Source organism: Leisingera sp. S2M4 (assembly GCF_055398055.1).
The window spans coordinates 1213482-1233793 of record NZ_AP040861.1; the positions used below are offsets into that span (position 1 = coordinate 1213482).

At 63.7% G+C, this 20312-nt stretch carries 24 protein-coding genes; 10 read left to right on the plus strand and 14 right to left on the minus strand.

The features are described 5' to 3' along the window. Positions 1–192 precede the first annotated feature (192 nt). Positions 193–1575 (plus strand): multicopper oxidase family protein, encoded by a 1383-nt coding sequence (locus ACZ52D_RS05985; RefSeq protein ID WP_464442838.1) that lies wholly within the window; start codon positions 193–195, stop codon positions 1573–1575. A 6-nt stretch (positions 1576–1581) separates the two neighbouring features. Here the strand turns inward: ACZ52D_RS05985 and rnc are convergent, their stop codons facing one another. The 8 genes from rnc to folK form a co-directional block, all read right to left on the minus strand. Further along, the gene (rnc, locus tag ACZ52D_RS05990; RefSeq protein WP_464442839.1) at positions 1582–2259 is read right to left on the minus strand and encodes a ribonuclease III; all 678 of its coding nucleotides are present in this window, start codon (positions 2257–2259) and stop codon (positions 1582–1584) included. Further along, complete coding sequence (gene lepB, locus ACZ52D_RS05995) at positions 2256–3092, minus strand: signal peptidase I (RefSeq protein ID WP_222456169.1); 837 nt, start codon at positions 3090–3092, stop codon at positions 2256–2258. Before lepB ends, rnc begins: the two co-directional genes overlap by 4 nt. Before the next feature lie 57 nt (positions 3093–3149). Beyond that, a complete protein-coding gene (acpS, locus tag ACZ52D_RS06000; protein WP_464442840.1) occupies positions 3150–3578 on the minus strand; it encodes a holo-ACP synthase in 429 nt (142 codons plus the stop codon). A gap of 45 nt (positions 3579–3623) precedes the next feature. Beyond that, entirely contained in the window at positions 3624–4370 is a 747-nt protein-coding gene (locus ACZ52D_RS06005; RefSeq protein WP_222456171.1) for a pyridoxine 5'-phosphate synthase, read from the minus strand. 104 nt (positions 4371–4474) lie between these two features. Then, positions 4475–5116: a DUF2062 domain-containing protein gene (locus ACZ52D_RS06010; protein WP_369924740.1), complete on the minus strand. Its 642-nt coding sequence runs from the start codon at positions 5114–5116 to the stop codon at positions 4475–4477. 46 nt (positions 5117–5162) lie between these two features. Continuing rightward, positions 5163–7292 (minus strand): RelA/SpoT family protein, encoded by a 2130-nt coding sequence (locus ACZ52D_RS06015; protein ID WP_464442841.1) that lies wholly within the window; start codon positions 7290–7292, stop codon positions 5163–5165. A gap of 36 nt (positions 7293–7328) precedes the next feature. After that, positions 7329–7682: a DNA-directed RNA polymerase subunit omega gene (gene rpoZ, locus ACZ52D_RS06020; protein WP_222456174.1), complete on the minus strand. Its 354-nt coding sequence runs from the start codon at positions 7680–7682 to the stop codon at positions 7329–7331. Positions 7683–7774: 92 nt separating this feature from the next. Continuing rightward, positions 7775–8344 carry a 2-amino-4-hydroxy-6-hydroxymethyldihydropteridine diphosphokinase gene (folK, locus tag ACZ52D_RS06025; protein WP_369924739.1) on the minus strand — a complete coding sequence of 190 codons (570 nt, stop codon included), beginning with the start codon at positions 8342–8344 and terminating at the stop codon, positions 7775–7777. A 132-nt stretch (positions 8345–8476) separates the two neighbouring features. Between folK and ACZ52D_RS06030 the strand changes: the two genes are divergently transcribed. The 4 genes from ACZ52D_RS06030 (at position 8477) to ACZ52D_RS06045 (ending at position 11510) form a co-directional block, all read left to right on the plus strand. After that, the gene (locus ACZ52D_RS06030) at positions 8477–9046 is read left to right on the plus strand and encodes a LabA-like NYN domain-containing protein (protein WP_464442842.1); all 570 of its coding nucleotides are present in this window, start codon (positions 8477–8479) and stop codon (positions 9044–9046) included. Between the two features lie 188 nt (positions 9047–9234). Beyond that, positions 9235–10185 carry a 4-hydroxy-3-methylbut-2-enyl diphosphate reductase gene (gene ispH / locus ACZ52D_RS06035; RefSeq protein WP_464442843.1) on the plus strand — a complete coding sequence of 317 codons (951 nt, stop codon included), beginning with the start codon at positions 9235–9237 and terminating at the stop codon, positions 10183–10185. 240 nt (positions 10186–10425) lie between these two features. Next, complete coding sequence (rnhA, locus tag ACZ52D_RS06040) at positions 10426–10890, plus strand: ribonuclease HI (protein ID WP_369924736.1); 465 nt, start codon at positions 10426–10428, stop codon at positions 10888–10890. Next, positions 10887–11510, plus strand: coding sequence for a trimeric intracellular cation channel family protein (locus ACZ52D_RS06045; RefSeq protein WP_369924735.1), 624 nt, complete (start codon positions 10887–10889; stop codon positions 11508–11510). Before rnhA ends, ACZ52D_RS06045 begins: the two co-directional genes overlap by 4 nt. A 31-nt stretch (positions 11511–11541) precedes the next feature. Here the strand turns inward: ACZ52D_RS06045 and ACZ52D_RS06050 are convergent, their stop codons facing one another. From ACZ52D_RS06050 to def (ACZ52D_RS06070), 5 genes are all read right to left on the minus strand, one after another. Next, on the minus strand, positions 11542–12540 hold the full coding sequence (locus tag ACZ52D_RS06050) for a glycosyltransferase family 2 protein (protein ID WP_464442844.1): 999 nt from the start codon (positions 12538–12540) through the stop codon (positions 11542–11544). A 91-nt stretch (positions 12541–12631) separates the two neighbouring features. Further along, positions 12632–12868, minus strand: a complete 237-nt coding sequence (locus ACZ52D_RS06055) for a GlsB/YeaQ/YmgE family stress response membrane protein (RefSeq protein ID WP_464442845.1) — start codon at positions 12866–12868, stop codon at positions 12632–12634. Positions 12869–12888: 20 nt separating this feature from the next. Further along, positions 12889–13794 carry a methionyl-tRNA formyltransferase gene (gene fmt / locus ACZ52D_RS06060; RefSeq protein WP_464442846.1) on the minus strand — a complete coding sequence of 302 codons (906 nt, stop codon included), beginning with the start codon at positions 13792–13794 and terminating at the stop codon, positions 12889–12891. 103 nt (positions 13795–13897) lie between these two features. Next, entirely contained in the window at positions 13898–14395 is a 498-nt protein-coding gene (def, locus tag ACZ52D_RS06065; protein WP_464442847.1) for a peptide deformylase, read from the minus strand. Positions 14396–14409: 14 nt separating this feature from the next. Next, positions 14410–14928, minus strand: coding sequence for a peptide deformylase (def, locus tag ACZ52D_RS06070; RefSeq protein ID WP_369924762.1), 519 nt, complete (start codon positions 14926–14928; stop codon positions 14410–14412). 98 nt (positions 14929–15026) lie between these two features. Here def (ACZ52D_RS06070) and ACZ52D_RS06075 point away from each other — a divergent pair, with 98 nt between their 5' ends. Further along, complete coding sequence (locus tag ACZ52D_RS06075; protein WP_464442848.1) at positions 15027–16199, plus strand: MalY/PatB family protein; 1173 nt, start codon at positions 15027–15029, stop codon at positions 16197–16199. A 2-nt stretch (positions 16200–16201) separates the two neighbouring features. Then, positions 16202–16720 carry a L,D-transpeptidase family protein gene (locus ACZ52D_RS06080; RefSeq protein ID WP_464442849.1) on the plus strand — a complete coding sequence of 173 codons (519 nt, stop codon included), beginning with the start codon at positions 16202–16204 and terminating at the stop codon, positions 16718–16720. Positions 16721–16744: 24 nt separating this feature from the next. On the opposite strand, the gene ACZ52D_RS06085 is transcribed toward ACZ52D_RS06080, so the two are convergent. Beyond that, positions 16745–17113 carry a hypothetical protein gene (locus ACZ52D_RS06085; protein ID WP_222456186.1) on the minus strand — a complete coding sequence of 123 codons (369 nt, stop codon included), beginning with the start codon at positions 17111–17113 and terminating at the stop codon, positions 16745–16747. A 216-nt stretch (positions 17114–17329) separates the two neighbouring features. On the opposite strand from ACZ52D_RS06085, the gene ACZ52D_RS06090 reads away from it, so the two are divergent. The 3 genes from ACZ52D_RS06090 to cbiB all read left to right on the plus strand — a co-directional run bounded on the left by ACZ52D_RS06090 (position 17330) and on the right by cbiB (position 20300). Beyond that, positions 17330–18304, plus strand: coding sequence for a glutathione S-transferase family protein (locus ACZ52D_RS06090; protein WP_464443118.1), 975 nt, complete (start codon positions 17330–17332; stop codon positions 18302–18304). Positions 18305–18429: 125 nt separating this feature from the next. After that, the gene (gene cobD, locus ACZ52D_RS06095; protein WP_464442850.1) at positions 18430–19392 is read left to right on the plus strand and encodes a threonine-phosphate decarboxylase CobD; all 963 of its coding nucleotides are present in this window, start codon (positions 18430–18432) and stop codon (positions 19390–19392) included. Further along, positions 19389–20300, plus strand: coding sequence for an adenosylcobinamide-phosphate synthase CbiB (gene cbiB, locus ACZ52D_RS06100; protein ID WP_464442851.1), 912 nt, complete (start codon positions 19389–19391; stop codon positions 20298–20300). The genes cobD and cbiB overlap by 4 nt, the downstream gene beginning before the upstream one ends. The last annotated feature ends 12 nt before the right edge of the window (positions 20301–20312 follow it).

Consider the following 20312-nt stretch of genomic DNA (forward strand, 5'->3'; position numbering starts at 1 on the left):
TGCAGAGCGGATCCCCTACAGGATTTCACCCACAGGGGCCAGAGGTGTTTTCCCCCACGGGGTGCTGCCTACAATCACACAAACTTGCCCCATGTCAAAGACCTGTGGCAGACCCACCGGCACAAGGGCAGCGCCAAGCAACGCCAGCCAGCCAGGTCGCCCATCCTGTCCCAAGCCCAAAGAGGTCCCCCGATGAAGCGCCGCGAATTTCTACTGGGCAGTGCCGCCAGCGCCGGGCTGGTCGGCGCCGCGACCTGGATCAATGCGGCCCCTTCGCAAAAGCGTGAACTGACCATTCAGCCTGCCAGTTTCAGGCTGCGCACCCGGCGCACCATGGATATGGTGAGCCTGTCACCGGATGCACCGCCGCCCGTGCTGCTGGGCCGCCAGGATAAACCCATGCAACTGCGGGTCATCAACGGCACGCAAGATTACACCGCAATGCACTGGCACGGTTTGCGAATTCCGAATGCGATGGATGGGGTGCCCTACCTGACCCAGATGCCAATCGCGGGGGGCGAAAGCTTCGACTATGAATTCACACCGCCCGACGCCGGGACCTATTGGTACCACCCGCATTGCATGACCATGGCGCAGATGGCACACGGGCTGACCGGTGTCATGGTGATAGCCGAAGCCGAGGACCCGGGCTTCGATGCCGATCAGGTGGTGAACTTGCGGGATTTCCGGCTGGATGAAAACGACGCCTTTCTCCCCTACTCCACGGCCCGGGGCGCGGCCCGGAGTGGCACCTTTGGCAATGTGATCACCGCCAACTGGCGGCAGGCCCCTGTTTACGACCAGCCAACAGGCGGGCTGGTCCGGTTGAGGCTGGTCAACAGCGATACCACACGGATCTACAAGCTTTACCTCAGCACCGACACCGCACGAATCATGGCCTGGGATGGGCACCCGGTAGAGGTGCCGGTCGCCCTACCCTCAGCCCAGGCGCCGCTGTTGCTAGGCCCGGGGCAGCGCGTTGACCTGGCCGTGAAGATGCCCGCGCATGAAGGCCAGACGGTAGAGCTGCTGGCCGACCTGCCCGGCCAGCCGGGGCGGGTGATGACCCAGTTGCGCGCGGTCGGGCGTGATCTGGCACGAGATCTGCGCGATCTGAAGCCACTGCCCGCCAATCCTGTTTCACGTCCGGATCTGGCCAAGGCGGAGGTGCATGACTTCGTCTTTGGCTGGACGCCAGAAGGCCGCGCGCCGGATGACGGCTATTGCGGCTCTCTGGGCTATAGCTTCTGGTCGATCAACCGCACCCCCTGGGCCGGAGATGCAGCCCGCAATACCGGCCCGCTTGCCACTTTGGAGCGGGGCAAGAGCTATATCCTGCGGCTTCGCAACGAGTCGCCCAATCTGCATCCCATCCACCTGCACGGGCTGGCCTTCGTGCCGATCCGGTCGAACCGGCGGCAGCTGCCGCCGCTGATGACAGACACGATTCTCCTGCTGAAGGACGAGGTGGTCGAAATCGCGCTGGTCGCCGACAACCCCGGAGACTGGGCCTTTCACTGCCACGTGATCGAGCATCAGAAAACCGGTCTTGCCGGTTTCCTGCGGGTCACCTGAACCAGATTAGTCGAGCTTGCCCAACAGTGCCTTGGCCGCCGCCTGTTCAGCCTGACGCTTGGACCCTGCGGTGGCCTGGGCCTCGTTGCCGTCCTGCAACCGCGCCGCAATGGTGAACACCGGAGCATGATCCGGCCCGCTGCGCGCCACCTCGACATAGGCCGGAGGTTTCTGACCGCGTGCCTGCGCCCATTCCTGCAGGGATGTCTTGGCATCCCGCGCATCCGTGTCGACTTGATGAATCCGCTCGCCCCACAGGCGCAGGATCAGCTCGGCCGCCGCGTCGAACCCGGCATCCTTGTAGACGGCGGCAATCACCGCCTCCATTGCGTCTCCCAACAGCGCCTGCTTGCGCCGCCCGCCGGACATCATTTCCGACCGGCCCAGCTTCAACACCGCGCCGAGGTCGATTTCGCGGGCCACATCGGCACAGGCCTCCTTGCGCACCAGCGCATTGAAACGCGGCGCCAGCTGGCCTTCGGTTGCGGTCTTGTCATGCTCCAGCAGCGCAGTTGCCATCACCAGCCCCAGCACCCGGTCGCCCAGGAACTCCAGTCGCTGGTTGTCCTTGCGGGTGGACGAGGAGACAGACGCATGGGTTACGGCGCGCTGCAGAAGCTCAGGCCGTTTGAAGCGGTAGCCGATCCGCTCCTCGAACGCGCGCAGGTCCTTTGAGAGTTTCACTGGATCCCCTTAAAGAAACGATCGCTGCGCCAGGTCCAGAAGAACAGCATGGAACGCCCGGCCGAGGAGAACATGATCCGATCTGCCCGACCGATCAGGTTTTCAAACGGGACGAAACCAACCCCGCCCGCGGATTGCGGCAGGCGGCTGTCCGAGGAGTTGTCGCGGTTGTCCCCCATGAAGAAGTAATGACCTTCAGGCACTTGGTAGACACCAGTGTGGTCCATCCCCTGGTTGGTGATGTTCAGCACGACGTGTTTGCTGCCCCCCGGCAGGGTTTCGATCTGGCGCGATTTCTTGCAGATGGCGCCCTGCCCCACGGGCGCGTTTTCACACCGCGGCAAGGAGCCTTGCGGCCCCTGGCGCTCCATCACCTCCTCGAACTCGCCCGCGTCTTCCAGCTGAACGGCCGAACCATTGATGAACAGCACGCCATTTTTCATCTGGATCTTGTCCCCGGGCAGGCCGACCAATCGCTTGATGAAATCATTGCCGTTCACCGGGTGGCGAAACACCACCACGTCGCCGCGCTCAGGCTGATCGCCCAGCAGTCGCGTGTTGTCGCCGTCCAGGAAGCCGCAGATATCCTTGGCGTCGATGTTCAGCCCGACCGCGGGAATACGCACGCTGGGGCATGAGGCGTAGGAATACCCGTAGGCCATCTTGTTGACGAAGAGGAAGTCCCCGATCAGCAGGGTTTCCTTCATCGACCCGGAGGGGATCCAGAACGGTTGGAAAAACAGGGTGCGGAAAATACCGGCGATCAGCAGCGCGTAGACGACGGTTTTCACCGTCTCGATAATCGAACTGCTGGCCTTTGTCTTTGCCGTCATCAGGCTCTCCGGGTTGATACAGGGTCCGGGGCTACATGATCCCCCGGCGGGGGCAAGTCAAGTTCTGCCGGGAGAATCGGCGCTTTCGACCAGCGGACGGGCTTCGATCACCACGAAGGCCTGGGCCCAAGGATGATCGTCGGTCAGGGTGACATGAATCACCGCCTCATGGCCCGGGGGCGTCATCTCGCGCAGGCGCTCGGCGGCCCAGCCGGTTACATGCATGACAGGCTGGCCGGTGCGCAGGTTCGACACCGCCATGTCCTTCCACGAGATCCCCATGCGCAGGCCGGTTCCCAGCGCCTTGGAGCAAGCTTCCTTGGCGGCCCAACGTTTGGCGTAGGTGCCCGCCACATCGCGCCGACGCTCGGCCTTGCGCTGCTCGACCTCGGTGAACAGGCGGTTGCGGAAGCGATCTCCGAAGCGGTCCAGCGTACGCTGGATCCGCTCGATGTTGGCAAGATCGGTTCCGACGCCCAGAATCATCCGTACCTCCAGTCGGCCATCACGTCACAGAGCGCCCCGGCCATGTCAGGCCCGCGCGTCATCCATCAGGCGGCGCATCTCCTGCACCGCCGGGGTGAGCCCGCGGAAAATCGCCTCGCCGATCAGGAAGTGGCCAATGTTCAACTCGCGCACCTCGGGGAAAGCGGCAATCGGAGCGACGGTGTCATAGGTGAGGCCATGTCCCGCATGGACCTCCAGCCCCAGGGAATGGGCATAGGCGGACATGTCGCGCAGGGCCTCCAGCTCACGGTCGCGCGCCTCGAAGTTGCCTTCGGCGTGATAGTCGCAATAGGCGCCCGTGTGCAGCTCGATCACCTCGGCACCGATACGGTGGGCCGCCTCGATCTGCTTCTTGTCCGCGGCGATGAAGATCGACACCCGGCAGCCCGCATCCCGCAGCGGCGCAATGAAATGGGCCAGGCGGTTTTCCTCGCGCGCCACTTCCAGACCGCCCTCTGTGGTCCGCTCCTCGCGCTTTTCGGGCACGATACAGACCGCATGCGGCTTGTGCCGCAGCGCGATCTTCTGCATCTCGTCGGTGGCCGCCATCTCGAAATTCAAGGGAACGCTCAGCGCTTCCATCAGCCCATCGATGTCGGCATCCGTGATGTGGCGGCGGTCTTCGCGCAGGTGCGCGGTGATGCCGTCGGCGCCCGCCTCCTCGGCCAGTTTCGCCGCGCGGATCGGATCCGGATAGGCGCCACCACGGGCGTTACGCACGGTGGCGACATGGTCGATGTTCACGCCCAGGCGCAATTGGTTCTGTGTCATGAGAAATCTCTCATCCGTCTAAGTCACAACATTTGCGCAGAGACTAGACGCCCCACCGGCAAGAGCAAGGGCGCAGGCGATAATGGTACAATCCGGCGCGCGCTTCAGCGCTTGGCAGGCAACTCCGCGCGCTGCTTGATGGCGTCGAACTTGGCCTTGATCTTGGCCCTGCGGCGCTGCTGGTAGACCCGGATCACCGGCAGGCTGAGATAGTAGCAGACCGTGGCGCAAATGATGCCGGGGATGATGCCGCCGATCATGTAGGGATAAAACACCTCGTTGTAGAAGAGATGCAACCCCTTCCAGTCGGCGGGTTGATCCATGAACAGCGCAAAGAGGTTGTCTTTCAAGTCACCGCCAGCCGCGAGGAATTTGCCCACAAGAGACTTGTCGACGTCTTCATCGAACTCGGTCCCCAGCAACCAATGACCGGTCTGAAGCGAGGCGACCCCGATCGGAACATAGGTCAGCGGATTGCCGAAAAACGTGCCGCTGAGCGCTGCAAGGATGTTGCCGTTGCACATCCGCGCGATCAGCGCCGCGATCACGAAGTGTATGCCGTAAAAGGGGGTGAACGTGGTAAAGACACCTGCCCAGATACCGCGGGCGATGCGCTCGGGAGAATCGGGCAGACGCCGCACCCTGTGTTTGACATACAGGAACGCCCGGCCCCAGCCGCCGCGCGGCCAGAGAAAATCCGCCAGCGCCCGCAGGGGCGAACGTCTGTCCCGGCGCCTGAATACCAAAGTTGCGCGTCCTTCCCGGTTTCCGGCTCAGAGGGTCAGCGGCTGGTCACGGGATCAGGCGCTCTTCCGGCTTGTCCCGGAACCGCGCCACCGCGGCAACATCGCTTTCCGCCTCGAGCGTCAGCATCAGCGAGTGCAACTGTTCCACATCCCGCAGTTCCACATTGACCATAAGCCGGTAAAAGTCTGGTTTCCTGTCAACAAATTCCAGATCCGAGATATTGGCCTTTTTCTCGCCGATCAATGTGCAAATGCGCCCCAGCACGCCCGCGTCATTGCCGATGGTCAGCTCCAGCGTCACCCCGTAGACGGCAGGGTGCGTACCGCTGTGCCAATGCACGTCCATCCAGCGCTCGGGCTGGTCCTCAAATTCGCTCAGCCGGTCGCAGTCAGCAGCATGCACCACCACGCCGCGGCCACGGTAGGTGATGCCGATGATGCGTTCGCCCGGCAAAGGCTGGCAACAGGTGGCACGCTCGAAGCTCTGCCCCGGCTCCAGCCCGATCACCGCGCGGCGCGGCGAGATTTCGTCGCCGTCGCCGGTGGTCAGCTCAGGGTACACCGACTGCACCACATCATGGGCCGTGATGACGGCTGCCCCCAGGCGGGCCAGCAATTCGTCGACACTGCCGACACGCAGCGCGCGGGCCGCAGTCTCCAGCGCCTTGTCGGTGGCTTTCTTGCCGACATGTTCAAAGGCCGACCGTGCCAGCTCATGGCCCAGTTTCACAAAGCGCGCCCTGTCAGCCTCGCGCAGGGCCCTGCGGATGGCGGTGCGGGCCTTGCCGGTGGTGGCGATTTCCAACCAGCTGGCCTGCGGCATCTGCCCTTCGGCGGTGATCACGTCGACCGACTGGCCGTTGCGCAGCCGGGTCCACAGCGGCACCCGGATGCCGTCCACCTTGGCACCGACACAGGCATGGCCGATGCGTGTGTGGATCGCATAGGCGAAGTCGATCGGCGTCGCCCCCTTGGGCAGCTTGATCACGTCCCCCTTGGGCGTAAAGCAGAACACCTGGTCGGAATACATCTCGAGCTTAACAGCCTCGAGAAACTCGTCATGATCATCCTCAGCGTCGAACTGTTCGGTCAGCGAGGCGATCCATTTGGCCGGGTCCACTGCAAAAGGGTTCTCCGAGCGCACGCCGTCGCGGTAGGACCAATGCGCCGCAACACCCGTCTCCGCCACGTCGTGCATCTGACGGGTGCGGATCTGCACCTCGACCCGTTTGCCATCGCGGCCCGACACCGTCGTATGGATAGAGCGGTAGCCGTTGGACTTGGGCTGGCTGATATAGTCCTTGAAGCGCCCCGGCACGGCCCGCCAGCGCTGGTGGATGGCCCCCAGCGCGCGATAGGCATCTTCCTCGGAGGTGGTGATCACGCGGAAGCCGTAAATATCCGACAGCCGGGAAAACCCCTGATCCTTGGCCTGCATCTTGCGCCAGATCGAATAGGGTTTCTTGGCGCGACCAAACACCTCGGCCTCGATCCCGGCCTTCTCCAGCTCCAGCCGCATGTCGCCGGTGATCCGGTGAATCACATCGCCGGTTTCGCGCTGCAGGGTGACGAAGCGGCGGATGATCGACTGGCGGCCTTCGGGGTTCAGCACCCGGAACGCCAGATCTTCCAGCTCCTCGCGCATCCACTGCATGCCCATGCGGCCTGCCAGTGGCGCGTAGATATCCATCGTCTCGCGCGCCTTCTGGGCCTGCTTCTCGGGCCGCATCGCCTTGATGGTGCGCATGTTGTGCAGGCGGTCGGCGAGCTTGACCAGGATCACCCGCAGATCCTTGGACATTGCCATGAACAGCTTGCGGAAGTTCTCCGCCTGCTTGGTTTCACGGCTGCTGAGTTGCAGGTTGGTCAGCTTGGTGACGCCATCGACCAGCATCGCCACCTCGTCGCCGAAACGGCGCGCGACTTCCTCGTAGGAAGCCTTGGTGTCCTCGATGGTGTCGTGCAGAAGCGCGGTGATGATGGTGGCATCATCCAACCGCTGCTCGGTCAGGATCGCGGCGACCGCGACCGGATGCGTGAAGTAGGGCTCGCCCGAGTGGCGGTACTGCCCGGCATGCATCTCCTCGCCGAACTTGTAGGCTTCGGCGATCCGATCCACATTGGTCTTCGGGTTGTAGTTGCGGACCAGTTCAAGCAGGTCGTCGGAAGAAATCATGTCTGGTCCGCAGCCTCAAGTATGCGAGCGCGTGCCTCAGCCCTGGCCCTGGGCCTCCATCAGCGCACGCAGCAGTTTCTCTTCCGACATGTCATCGTCGGCGGGCTTGTCATTGTCGGCACCCATCAGCAGCGCCATGGAATCATCTTCCGGCTCATCGACCTCGATCTGGGTCTGGTTGCTCTCGATCAGGCGCTCGCGCAGTTCGTCTGCACTCTGGGTCTCTTCCGCGATCTCGCGCAGGGACACGACCGGGTTCTTGTCGTTGTCGCGTTCAACGGTGATCGGGGCACCTGCCGAAATCTCGCGAGCGCGATGCGCTGCCAGCATCACCAGCTCAAAGCGGTTGGGTACCTTGTCGACGCAATCTTCAACCGTCACGCGGGCCATCAGCGACTCTCCATCTCAATCCGGGTCCAGAGGGCAGACATTTACGCCCAAAGCTTTCTCTTGACAAGGGCGGAAAACGCCGCAGTGGGTTGCTAGAGCGGTTGCACTTCGGCCAGCGCATGCTGGGGCAGCTCCGCCAGCAACTGCATCACGGTCTTGCCCAGCACCGGGTGGCACCACTGCGGCGCGATATCCGCGAGCGGAACCAGCACGAAGGCACGATCCTGAATGCGCGGATGCGGCAGGATCAACTGCCCCGGCGCCTCCTGCATCTGCTGCTCCAGAGGCAACCCTTGCCAGCGGGCGAATCCGTCCGCGTCCGGCAGCACCACGCCGCCGCAGTCAATCAGATCGAGGTCCAGCGTGCGCATCCCCCAGCGCTGCTCGCGCACACGGGCAAACTGCGCTTCGACCTCGTGCAGTCTCTGCAACAACGCCTCAGGATCCATGGAACTTTCGACGACAAGCGCCGCGTTCACATAATCGGGACCAGCCCCGGCCGGAAAGCACGGCGTGCGGAAGAAACGGGAGACACTCCGCACCCGAATACCCTCGCCGTTCAACATGCTGACCGCCCGCGAGAGGGTGATCTGCGGTGCCTCTCCGTCGTTCGGCAGATTGCCGCCCAAAGCAAGGAGCGATTTGTTACGATTCTCCGCCACTTTTGACCCTATTTCAGAATGCCCCTATACTTGCGGGACATGACAAATAACTTACATTAAGTCTACCTGTTTCGGCAATTTCACTCACCCACTCACACGCGCCCGAAACGGTCACACTGGAAGGAATTTTTTATGTTTTACAAGGACGAACGGCTTGCGCTGTTCATAGACGGTTCGAATCTGTACGCCGCGGCCAAGGCGCTCGGATTCGATATCGACTATAAGCTGTTGCGGCAGGAATTCATGCGCCGCGGAAAACTGCTGCGGGCCTTTTATTACACCGCCTTGCTCGAAAACGACGAGTATTCCCCGATCCGCCCCCTGGTGGATTGGCTGCACTACAACGGGTTTACCATGGTCACCAAGCCGGCCAAGGAATACACCGACAGCCTCGGACGGCGCAAGGTCAAGGGCAACATGGACATTGAGCTCACCGTTGACGCGATGGAGCTGGCACCGCGGGTGGATCATATCGTGCTGTTCTCCGGCGACGGGGACTTCCGCCCGTTGATCGCGAGCCTGCAGCGGCAGGGTGTGCGGGTTTCCGTGGTCTCGACGATCCGCAGCCAACCGCCGATGATCTCTGACGACCTGCGCCGCCAAGCCGACAATTTCATCGAGCTGGAAGAACTGCGCGACGTGATCGGCCGCCCGCCGCGGGAACAAAGCGAGCCTCGCCCGGCCAGCGCAATCCACGGCTGATTGCCCGACACGCAAAACGCCCTGTTTCGCCGCCAGATGGGGAGGCGGCGACGCGGGGGCATTTGCTATGGGATCACGATCGGGAGCGACGACAGATCGTCGCCCCCTTCCTTTCCGCGACCGGCCGCCGGTCGACCACTGGACCTTGCCCGCGGAAGCGCTTACCTCTGGGCGGCAAGGAGACGCCCATGACCAAGCCACCCCTGACCCTTTACCTCGCTGCGCCGCGCGGTTTCTGCGCCGGTGTCGACCGTGCCATCAAGATTGTCGAAATGGCGATCGAGAAATGGGGCGCCCCCGTCTACGTGCGCCACGAGATCGTGCACAACAAATACGTGGTGGATTCCTTGCGCGACAAAGGCGCCATTTTTGTCGAGGAACTGGATGAATGCCCCGATGACCGCCCGGTGATCTTTTCCGCCCATGGGGTGCCGAAATCGGTGCCGGCCGCGGCCGAAGCGCGCAAGATGGTCTATGTGGACGCCACCTGCCCGCTGGTCTCCAAGGTTCATATCGAAGCCCAGCGCCATGCTGAGGCGGGCCTGCAGATGATCATGATCGGCCACAAGGGCCACCCAGAAACCATCGGCACCATGGGCCAGCTGCCCGAAGGTGAGGTGCTTCTGGTCGAAACGGTCGAGGACGTGGCCACCGTTGAGGTGCGCGATCCCGATCAGCTGGCCTATGTCACCCAAACGACCCTGTCGGTCGATGACACCAACGATATCGTTGCCGCGCTGGAAGCCCGGTTTCCGAATATCATCGGCCCGCACAAGGAAGACATCTGCTATGCCACCACCAACCGTCAGCAAGCGGTGAAATCGGTGGCGCCGAAATCCGATGCGCTGCTGGTGGTGGGCGCGCCGAACTCGTCCAACTCGCGCCGACTGGTCGAGGTTGGCGCCAAGAACGGCTGCGCCTACGCCCAACTGGTGCAGCGCGCCGAAAACATTGACTGGCGCGCTCTGGACGGGATCCGCTCCATCGCCATCACCGCTGGCGCCTCGGCACCGGAACTGCTGGTGAACGAGGTCATCGACGCCTTCCGTGCCCGTTACGATGTGACGGTCGAAGTGGTCGAAACCGCGGTGGAAACTGTTGAGTTCAAGGTGCCACGCGTGCTGCGGATGCCCGCCTGAACCGCACGGCGGGCAAGTACAGGCAGCGACGCTTCATGCAGAATTCGCCGGGCGGATTTGCACTTGCCACGCTCGGCACCCAAGGTTAAGCCCGCCCTCCGGCGCGCAATGAGACCAAAGAATTCGAGGTACGACTGGTGCAATTGATCGAACAGGCAGGATGTCAGCAGGGTAGCCCTTGCCGCTTTACAGGCGCAGTCTTTGCCAGCACTGCCACCTTGCAGATCGTGGTGACCGCCCATGGCTGAGCTCTTTGCCTACACCGATGGCGCCTGCTCCGGCAATCCCGGCCCCGGCGGCTGGGGCGTGCTGCTGCGTGCCATGGATGGTGACACCATCGTCAAGGAAAAGGAACTCAGCGGCGGCGAGCCGGAGACCACCAACAACAGAATGGAACTGCTGGCAGCCATCAACGCGCTGGAAAGCCTTGCACGGCCGTCCACGATCACGGTGGTGACGGACTCCGCCTATGTGAAAAACGGTGTCACGGGCTGGATCCACGGCTGGAAGAGAAACGGCTGGAAGACCTCGGCCAAGAAGCCGGTGAAGAACGTCGAGCTGTGGCAGCGACTCGACGAGGCCCAGCGCCGCCACAAGGTGACCTGGGAATGGGTGAAGGGCCACGCTGGCCACCCCGAAAACGAACGCGCCGATGAGCTGGCCCGCGCTGGCATGGCTCCGTTCAAGAAAAAGAAGCCCGCATGAGCTTTCTGACCCTGCTGGATTACGCCTCGGTGCTGGTTTTTGCTCTGACCGGCGCCCTGGTCGCCAGCCGGGCACAGCTGGATATCGTCGGCTTTGCCTTCGTGGCCTGCCTCACCGCGGTGGGTGGTGGCACCGTGCGCGATTTGCTCCTCAATCGCGATCCGGTCTTCTGGGTGGGCGATCCCAATTACATCCTGCTGGCAACGGCGGCGGCGGTGGCGGTGTTTTTCACCGCGCATCTGGTGGAAAGCCGCATGCGCTGGGTGATCTGGCTGGACAGTTTCGCACTGGCCGTCGCCGTTCCCGCCGGCACCGGGGCCGCGATTGCGCTCGGCAAGGAGCCGGTGATCGTGGTGCTGATGGGCATGGCGACCGGATCTCTTGGCGGGCTGATGCGCGATGTTGTCTGCAACGAGGTTCCCCTGGTCCTGAAACAGGGCGAATTATACATCACCTGCGCCATGGCCGGGGCCTCCTCCGCGGTTCTGGGGATCTGGCTGGGGCTGGAGCTGCGCCACGCGCTTCTGATCTGCGCCGCCGTCTGCTGGAGCCTGCGGGCGGGATCAATCCTGTTCGGCTGGCACTTGCCCGTCTACAAAAGCCGCCCCCCGCGCAGCTGACATCGACAAACGCCCCCAAGCACCTGTCAGCTTAATCGGTGTTCTGCCCCGTCTCCAACCGCTGAAGAAAGGCTTGCCCCTCAGCACTGAGCCGCGCCTTGCGCCCGCGGCGGCGATGCCAGACCTGTGCCGCATCGTGATACTCGCGCAACTTCGCATCCCGTAGCAGCTCCGCCTTGATGGCCAGGGCCGGAGCGAAACCGTCGGCCAGACGACGATCTTCCACTTCGTTGCGATCAAACCTGTGCCAGTAGTCGTGCTCGATCGTGGCCGAGACATGATTGGCGCGACCGCGCGCCCTCTTGAGCAAAAATCCGTCGCGGGAACGGAGTGCATAGTGGTTGAGCTGGGCGACCTCATAGCCGTATTCGCCACCGGCATAGAGCCCCTCCGCAACACCTTCCTCTGTCAGACGGGTGCCATCGGCCAGTTGCCAGTTCACCTGGCCCGCGGGGACGGCGAGAAACGGGCGGTGCACTCCCATGCGCTCAAATTTGCCATTGTTGCGAAACGCGGTCTTGAACGCCCGATAGTCCTCGGCACCGCCGTGGGCCGGTTCAGCGCGGACAAACGCCTGCGGCACCGGGCCGTGATTAACCTCTTGCACACCGGCGTTCCCGAACACCCGCCAGACAAAGGACACGGCGTCGGCTCCGGCAGCTTGCCGTGTGGCCAGCAGCTCCGGCAGGCTGTCGGCACCGTTGTTGATCTGCAGATACTCATCCACATCGATGACCAGCACCCAGTCGGCGGCTGCAACTTTCGGTTCGTACTCCGCCCACATCAGCGCGCTCTTGTGCGGCCCCCGGCGCATCACCCGGTTGAAGCGGTGTTCGACCACTCCGAGGCGGTGCAGACAGCGCAAGATGTGATCGGTCGGGTCCGAGCAGTCATTGGTGAAAACCAGGAAATCCTCGACCCCAAGTGCCTTGTAGTGACAGATCCAATCCAGGATATAGGCGCCCTCGTCCTTCATCGTGGTCACGACCACCACTTTGGGCGCATCTGTCTGGCGAAGGCCTGCTGGCATCTCCAACGTTCCCGTCCTTCCCTTTTCCCTGCCTGCGCAACCGCCTGAAGCGCCGCCGCCCGGGCGGAGGCCGCCGCAGGTGGAGGACAAGCTACCTCATCTGATATCGCTGCCACAGCCAGATAACGGCCAACGCGCCGAGGAAAGCCCCGAAAACACCCGCCAGCACACCGAGCACCGCAAGGACCAGCCGGAGAAGCAGTCCCCCCAGCACCGCGCCAACCATGCCAAGGCAGATCGCCTTCACCATGCTCGTTTGCAGATGCATCATGCGGTGGGCCGCAAAGCCGACCAACGCCCCGATAATCAACAGACCCAGTATCGGCATTGCCCCTCTCGCGGTCGATCCTAGAGGCGGCTCCCCTTTGGAACGGGGAAGCCGCGCAGAAACACATCTGGATCCTGCGCGCTTTTGCCTGCCCGTTGCAAGCGCAGCAGCTGTACCGCGCCCTCGCCGCAGGCCACGGTCAGCGCATCATCCAGCACCTCACCCGGGGTGCCCTGCGCCTGCGCCAGTCGTGATGCCAGCAGTTTCACCCGCTGGCCGCCAATCTCGCACCAGGCACCGGGAAAGGGCGACAGTCCGCGGATCTTGCGGTCGACCTCCGCCGCCGGACGGGACCAGTCGATCTGCGCCTCGCCCTTGTCGATCTTGGCAGCGTAAGTGACGCCGACCTCGGGCTGCACCTCAGATGTCAGCTCCGGCAGGCGCTCCAGCGCCTGGACAATCAGAGCAGCGCCCATCTGCGACAGCCGGTCGTGCAGCTGGGCGGTGGTTTCCTGCTCCTTGATTGCCGTGGTCTCGCGCAGCAGCACCGGGCCAGTGTCCAGCCCCGCCTCCATCTGCATGATGCAGATGCCGGTTTCCGCGTCGCCAGCCATGATCGCCCGGTGGATCGGCGCGGCCCCGCGCCAGCGCGGCAGCAGGCTTGCATGGATGTTCAGACACCCCTTTGCAGGCGCATCCAGCACTGCCTGCGGCAGGATCAGCCCATAGGCCACCACGACTGCCACATCCGCCTGCAGCGCTGCGAAGTCGGCCTGCTCCTGCGCGCCCTTGAGCGACATCGGATGGCGCACCTCCAGCCCCAGCTCGGCAGCGCGGGCGTGCACGGGTGTAGGCCGGTCCTTCTTGCCGCGACCCGCCGGACGCGGCGGCTGGCAGTAAACGGCGGCAATATCATGTCCTGCATCCACCAGCGCATCCAGCACCGGCACCGAAAACTCGGGTGTTCCCATGAAGATAACGCGCATATCGTGCTCCTGCTTCCGTCAATGTCCCGCTGTTGAGCACAAAGAGCTGCGCCGCCCCAAGGGGCGGGTCGGCGCGGCCCGGGCTGCCGGGCGGCTCAGAATATCAGCCGTTCAGTTTCTTTGCCTTGCGGATCAGCATATCGCGCTTCACCTTGCTCAGCCGGTCGAAATACAGCTTGCCGTTCAGATGATCGATCTGGTGCTGCACCGAGGTCGCCTCGATGCCGACGAAATCGCGCTGCTCGGTCTCGCCTTGAGCGTTCAGGAACTGCACGGTGACCGCGCGGGGCCGTTTGATCTTGGCCGACACGCCCGGCAGGTTGGGGCTGGCTTCTTCATGCTCGCGCAGCTCGACCGAAGCATGCAGCACCTCGGGGTTGGCCAGCCGCACAGCGCGGCCGCGCTCGGAGGAGCCGTCGACCACCGCCAGCCGCAGCATCACGCCGATCTGCGGCGCCGCCAGACCGACGCCGGGCATGGCCTCCATCGTGTCGATCATGTCGTCCCAGATGGCGCGGATCTCGTCGGTGATCTCCGTCACCTCCTCGGCGCGGGTGCGCAGGCGCTTGTCAGGCCAGGGCAGGCAGGTGCGAACGGTCATCTGTGGCTCATCCTTCAGGCGCGAGCGCGTTCGCGCTTCAGCTTCTGCATCTTGCGGGTGATCATCTGGCGCTTCAGCGGCTTCAGATAATCGATGAACAGCTTGCCGTTCAGATGGTCGATCTCATGCTGCACACAGGTGGCCCAGAGCCCGTCAAAGGTCTCGCGCTGCGCATTGCCGTCGCGGTCCATCCATTCGACCTCGACCACCTTGGGGCGGGTCACCTCGGCATACTGGTCCGGAATCGACAGGCAGCCTTCCTCGTAGACGTTGGTTTCATCCGACGACGACAGGATCTGGGGGTTGAACATCACCAGGGGACGCGGGTCGCCATCCTCTTCCTTGACGCAATCCAGCACGATCAGCCGTTGCAGGATGCCAATCTGCGGCGCCGCCAGGCCAATGCCGGGCGCGGCGTACATGGTTTCCAGCATGTCATCCGCCAGCGCGCGCAGATCGTCGCTGAGATCGGGCACAGGCACGCAGACCTTTTTCAGGCGGGGATCGGGGTGGATCAGGATCGGTCGTTTCATGAGCTTCATGTAAGCGATCGCCTGCAGCATCGCAACGCCCCTTGCGCGCAGCGCGATAGCCGCTAGCCTCGCTGCAAAAGAAACGGGAGTATTTTCACATGAGCTTTGATGACCTCATCGACCGCCACGGCACCCATTGCTCGAAATGGGACATGATGGAGCCGGTCTATGGCGTGCCCGCCAGCGACGGGCTGGCCATGTGGGTCGCCGACACCGACTTCCGCGCGCCACCGCCGGTGCTTGCCAAGGTTCAGGAGATGGTGGACCACGGCATCTTTGGCTATGTGAACGCAGATACCCCCTACAAGGACGCAATCCGCTGGTGGATGCGCACACGCCACGACTGGGCGGTCGAGGCAGATGCGATCTTTACCACCACCGGACTGGTCAACGGCGTCGGCATGTGCCTTGACACCTTCACCCAGCCGGGGGACGGCATCGTGGTGTTCAGCCCGGTCTACCATGCCTTTGCCAAGGTGATCCGCGCGGCCGGGCGCGAGCTGGTGGAATGCCCGCTGGTCAACAACGACGGCCTCTACGAGATGGATTTTGACGCCTATGACGCGCAGATGACCGGCAAGGAAAAGATGGTGATCCTGTGCTCACCGCACAATCCGGGCGGCCGGGTCTGGACCCGCGCGGAGCTGCAGGCGGTGGCCGATTTTGCCAAGCGCCACGACCTGCTGCTGCTGTCGGACGAGATCCACCATGATCTTGTGTACTCCGGCCATACCCATGTGCCGATGCAGGTGGCAGTGCCGGACATCACCGACCGGCTGCTGATGCTGACGGCCCCGTCCAAGACCTTCAACATCGCCGGGCTGCACACCGGGCAGGTCATCATTCCCGACCCGGAGCTGCGCGGCCGTTTCGCCAAGCGCATGCAGGCGCTGTCGCTGGCGCCCAACTCCATCGGCCAGTTCACCACCGCCGCCGCCTATTCCCCCGAGGGGGCCGAATGGGTCGACGGGCTGCTGGCCTATCTCGAGGGCAACCGCCGGGTGTTCGACGAAGCCATCGCCGCCATTCCGGGGCTGCGGTCAATGCCGCTGCAAGCGACCTATCTTGCCTGGGTCGATTTCTCCGGCACCGGGATGTCGCGGGCGGAGTTCACCAACCGGGTCGAGCAGCAGGCCCGGATCGCGGTCAACCACGGCACCACCTTCGGCACCGGCGGCGAAAACTTCCTGCGCTTCAACCTCGGCACCCAGCGCGCCCGGGTGGAGGACGCCTGCCAGCGTCTGGCGCAGGCCTTCTCGGATCTGCAGTAGCCATGCGGCGGCTGCTGGCGCTGGCGCTTCTGGCGACCCTGGCCTGGGTCGCCTGGCAGGCGCTGGCGCCGCGCCCGCTGCCGCCGCCGGTGGCGGCAGTGGAGCAGATCGATCGCATCCTGATCGAAAAATCCGCCCGTCGGCTGACCGCCAGCCGTGGCGGCGAAACCGTGCTGGAATTCCCCATCGCGCTTGGCTTTCAGCCCATCGGCAACAAACAGCAGGAAGGCGACGGTAAAACGCCCGAGGGCCTTTTCCGTATCGACCGGCGCAACCCGGCCAGCGCCTATCACCTGTCACTTGGCATCGATTATCCCAGGGCTGAGGACCGTGCCCGCGCCCGCGCCGCCGGTGTCAGCCCCGGCGGCGACATCTTCATCCATGGACAGCCAAACGCAGTGGGCAGCCTGATCACCCTGCCCGGCGACTGGACGGCGGGCTGCATCGCGGTCAGCAACGAGCAGATGGAGATCCTGTGGCGGCTGGCAGCGATCGGAACCGAAGTGGAAATCCGCCCCTGAACGCCCCCGCCGACACGCTGCGGATCAGATCTTGCCCAGCGACTGGTCCAACGGGATCAGCCCCGCAGGCGCATCGGGTGACTTGTAGAAATCGAGAGGCGCAGTGTCGGATGCGGGCGTAGAACGCTTGAACTCATAGCGCATCTCGCCGCCCTCCTCTTCGCCAGCGATGATCAGGCACTGCGACAGGTGGCGCGCGCCCTCGTAGATGTCGACCAGTCCGCGCAGCTGGGGCGCGGTTTCGGCATCCACCGAGAAGCCGGTCTTCCACAGCCGCAGCACCGGAACCAGATCCTCACCCGCCATGACCCGCAGGCGGCTTTTCTTGCGCAAACCGCGCAGACGGGCGGAGTCCAGTGCTTCCTGCACGGCCTTGGGTACATAGGTGTTCATCTCTGGCAACCTTCCATTTGCGGGCGGATCTTCACATCCCTCTTTGCAACGGTGCGTCTCAAAGAAATAAAATCAAGTGAACATTTGTGGAAATTTGACGCCACCTCCGAGTTGTTGCCGCTGTGCGGTGATGCAGAGCGCGCGTGCGCGGCACAGGATATTCACCCTGCACGTGCGCCCCTATGTTGCAGTGGTACAGGAATGAAGGAGCGCGACATGGGGCTTTTGATCGACGGCGAATGGCACGACCAGTGGTATGACACGAAATCCACGGGCGGCGCGTTCCAACGCAGCGAATCGCAATTCCGCAACTGGATCACCGCTGATGGCAGTGCCGGCCCCACCGGCGACAGCGGCTTTGCTGCCGAAAGCGGGCGCTATCACCTCTATGTCTCCTTTGCCTGCCCGTGGGCGCATCGCACGCTGATTTTCCGCAAGCTGAAGGGCCTGGAGGAGCACATTTCCGTATCCGCGGTGCATCCCGACATGCTCGGCGAAGGCTGGACCTTTGCAACGGACGATCACGGCGCCACCGGAGATGACCTTTTTGGTTTCACGCATCTGCACCAGATCTATACCCGTGCCGACCCGCAATATTCCGGCCGCGTGACAGTGCCGGTGCTGTGGGACAAGGCCCGCAACACCATCGTGTCGAACGAAAGCGCCGAAATCATCCGCATGTTCAACTCCGCCTTCGACGGCATCACCGGCAACCAGGAAGACTTCTGGCCGGAAGCCCTGCGCGAGCCGATCGAGGCGGTAAACAGCCGCATCTACTCTACCATCAACAACGGCGTCTACAAATGCGGGTTTGCAACATCGCAAGAGGCCTACGACGCCGCAGTCGGGCCGCTGTTCGACAGTCTGGACTGGCTCGAGGATCTGTTGTCGCAACACCGCTACCTGCTGGGAGACCAGCTGACCGAGGCCGATTGGCGCCTGTTCACGACCTTGCTGCGGTTCGACCCCGTCTATCACGGTCATTTCAAATGCAATCGCCGGATGCTGAAGGATTATCCCAACCTCTGGGCCTATACCCGCGAACTGTATCAATGGCCGGGCGTTGCGCAGACGGTGAACATGCCGCATATCACCCGCCACTACTATTACAGCCACGATACGATCAATCCGCATCGCATTGTGCCCGTCGGCCCGGACATCGACTGGACCGAACCGCACCGCCGCGGCTGAGTCGAGCGCTGCGACAGGTCGGTCGGCTCCGGCAGGGGGGATGAGGGACAGCGTTGCTTTCCGGCGGGTCGTGTTTCATACCGGGACAAACGCACGCAGATTCGCATCTCAGAAAAACGGTCGCGATGTCCCAGATCCCAACAGACCAGCCTGCGCTCCAGCGCGACCACGGTGGCAACCTCAGCGCGGCCATCGCCGAGTTCGGCGGCAGCCGCGAGGAGTGGATCGACCTGTCGACGGGGATCAACCCGGTCCCCTACCCCTTGCCTTCCTTCTCGGCTGCCGACTGGGCCGCGCTACCTGATGCCGACGCGCTGGCGGATCTGGATAGCGCCGCGCGGAGTTTCTGGCAGGTTCCCGACGGTGCCGCGGTTCTGGCGGCTCCGGGCGCGTCGGCACTGATCGCCACCCTGCCCGCCGTGGCAGACCCCCGCTGGGTCGAGATCACCACCCCCACCTACAACGAACATGCCGCGGCATTCGAGGCACACGGTTGGGAGGTCCGCCCGAGTGGTCCCACAGAGGCGCGCGTGGTGGTGCATCCAAACAACCCAGATGGCCGTCTGTGGCAAGCGGAAGCGCTGACCGCCCCCCTGACCATCATCGATGAGAGTTTCTGCGACATCTGCCCCGAGCACAGCCTGATCCACCTGGCCGCGCGGCCGGGCACCATTGTCCTGAAAAGCTTTGGCAAATTCTGGGGGCTGGCCGGGTTGCGCCTGGGCTTTGCCATTGGTGACCCTGCCCTGATCGCGCGCCTGTCGACGTGGCAAGGCCCCTGGGCGGTGTCCGGTCCAGCCTTGCGCACCGGCGCGGCGGCCCTTCGCGACACGGCCTGGGCAGAGGCCACCCGCCAAAGGCTTGCCCGGGATGCGGCGCGGCTGGACAGGCTGGCGACGGACCGTGGCGCCGTATTGGCCGGCGGCACCGACCTGTTCCGCCTGTATCACGTGGATGATGCGGCTGCCTGGCAGCGGCGACTGGCCCGAGCGCACATCTGGAGTCGGATCTTTCCCTATTCCGACACCTACTTGCGACTTGGTCTGCCCCCCGAAGAGGGATGGGACCGACTGGCAGCCGCGCTGTGAGTAGCGCCGCCATCCTTGCCGGCGCGCTGCTGCTCGACGCCATCTTTGGTGAGCCGGACTGGCTATGGAAACACCTGCCGCACCCCGCCGTGCTGATGGGCAAACTGGTCGGCCACCTGGACCGAAAGCTCAACCAAGGGTCAAGCCGCCGTGCCAAGGGCGTGCTCGCCGTCTCGGCCTTGGTGCTCTGCGGCCTGGCGAGCGGTGCAGTATTGTCTCTGTTCGGGCCGGTGGTGGAGTGCCTGATCGCCGCCATCCTGATCGCGCAACGCTCACTCTGTGCGCATGTGAATGCGGTAGCGCAGGGGCTGCGCAGCAGCCTCGACGATGGGCGTCGGGCCGTGGCGATGATCGTCAGCCGCGACACCGGCACGATGACCGCACCGCAAGTGGCGCGCTCTGCCATCGAAAGCGGTGCTGAAAATCTCTCGGATGGGGTGATCGCACCTGCCTTATGGTTCCTGCTGGCGGGTTTGCCGGGGCTGATCATCTACAAGATGGTCAACACTGCAGACAGCATGATCGGCTACCGCAACCTGCGTTATCGCGACTTCGGCTGGGCGGCGGCGCGGCTCGATGATCTGCTGAACTTGCTGCCCGCGCGCATCACCGCTCTGCTGATCGCCCTCGCTGGCGGCCAATTGCGGCAGTGGCGCGCGATCGCAGCCGACGCCCGGCAGCACCGCTCCCCCAATGCCGGCTGGCCCGAGGCGGCGATGGCGCGGGCCCTGAACTGCGCCTTGGCCGGGCCGCGGTCCTATGACGGGGAAATGCGCGACTTTCCCTGGGTTCACGCGGCCGGTGCCCGCAGCGCCAGCGCCGAAACCATCACCCGTTCGGTCCACCTGTTGTGGTACAGCTGGGCCCTGGCACTGGGGCTGACGGTTGCCTTTGCGCTGGTTTTCTAGCAAACAAGACCG

Coding starts and splice junctions, on each gene's coding strand:
- ACZ52D_RS05985 (WP_464442838.1), top strand. CDS start 193: ATGAAGCGCCGCGAATTTCTACTGGGCAGTGCCGCCAGCGCCGGGCTG.
- lepB (WP_222456169.1), bottom strand. CDS start 3,092: ATGACGGCAAAGACAAAGGCCAGCAGTTCGATTATCGAGACGGTGAAA.
- acpS (WP_464442840.1), bottom strand. CDS start 3,578: ATGATTCTGGGCGTCGGAACCGATCTTGCCAACATCGAGCGGATCCAG.
- ACZ52D_RS06005 (WP_222456171.1), bottom strand. CDS start 4,370: ATGACACAGAACCAATTGCGCCTGGGCGTGAACATCGACCATGTCGCC.
- ACZ52D_RS06015 (WP_464442841.1), bottom strand. CDS start 7,292: ATGATTTCTTCCGACGACCTGCTTGAACTGGTCCGCAACTACAACCCG.
- rpoZ (WP_222456174.1), bottom strand. CDS start 7,682: ATGGCCCGCGTGACGGTTGAAGATTGCGTCGACAAGGTACCCAACCGC.
- ACZ52D_RS06030 (WP_464442842.1), top strand. CDS start 8,477: ATGTTTTACAAGGACGAACGGCTTGCGCTGTTCATAGACGGTTCGAAT.
- ispH (WP_464442843.1), top strand. CDS start 9,235: ATGACCAAGCCACCCCTGACCCTTTACCTCGCTGCGCCGCGCGGTTTC.
- rnhA (WP_369924736.1), top strand. CDS start 10,426: ATGGCTGAGCTCTTTGCCTACACCGATGGCGCCTGCTCCGGCAATCCC.
- ACZ52D_RS06045 (WP_369924735.1), top strand. CDS start 10,887: ATGAGCTTTCTGACCCTGCTGGATTACGCCTCGGTGCTGGTTTTTGCT.
- ACZ52D_RS06050 (WP_464442844.1), bottom strand. CDS start 12,540: ATGCCAGCAGGCCTTCGCCAGACAGATGCGCCCAAAGTGGTGGTCGTG.
- ACZ52D_RS06055 (WP_464442845.1), bottom strand. CDS start 12,868: ATGCCGATACTGGGTCTGTTGATTATCGGGGCGTTGGTCGGCTTTGCG.
- fmt (WP_464442846.1), bottom strand. CDS start 13,794: ATGCGCGTTATCTTCATGGGAACACCCGAGTTTTCGGTGCCGGTGCTG.
- def (WP_464442847.1), bottom strand. CDS start 14,395: ATGACCGTTCGCACCTGCCTGCCCTGGCCTGACAAGCGCCTGCGCACC.
- def (WP_369924762.1), bottom strand. CDS start 14,928: ATGAAACGACCGATCCTGATCCACCCCGATCCCCGCCTGAAAAAGGTC.
- ACZ52D_RS06075 (WP_464442848.1), top strand. CDS start 15,027: ATGAGCTTTGATGACCTCATCGACCGCCACGGCACCCATTGCTCGAAA.
- ACZ52D_RS06080 (WP_464442849.1), top strand. CDS start 16,202: ATGCGGCGGCTGCTGGCGCTGGCGCTTCTGGCGACCCTGGCCTGGGTC.
- ACZ52D_RS06085 (WP_222456186.1), bottom strand. CDS start 17,113: ATGAACACCTATGTACCCAAGGCCGTGCAGGAAGCACTGGACTCCGCC.
- ACZ52D_RS06090 (WP_464443118.1), top strand. CDS start 17,330: ATGGGGCTTTTGATCGACGGCGAATGGCACGACCAGTGGTATGACACG.
- cobD (WP_464442850.1), top strand. CDS start 18,430: ATGTCCCAGATCCCAACAGACCAGCCTGCGCTCCAGCGCGACCACGGT.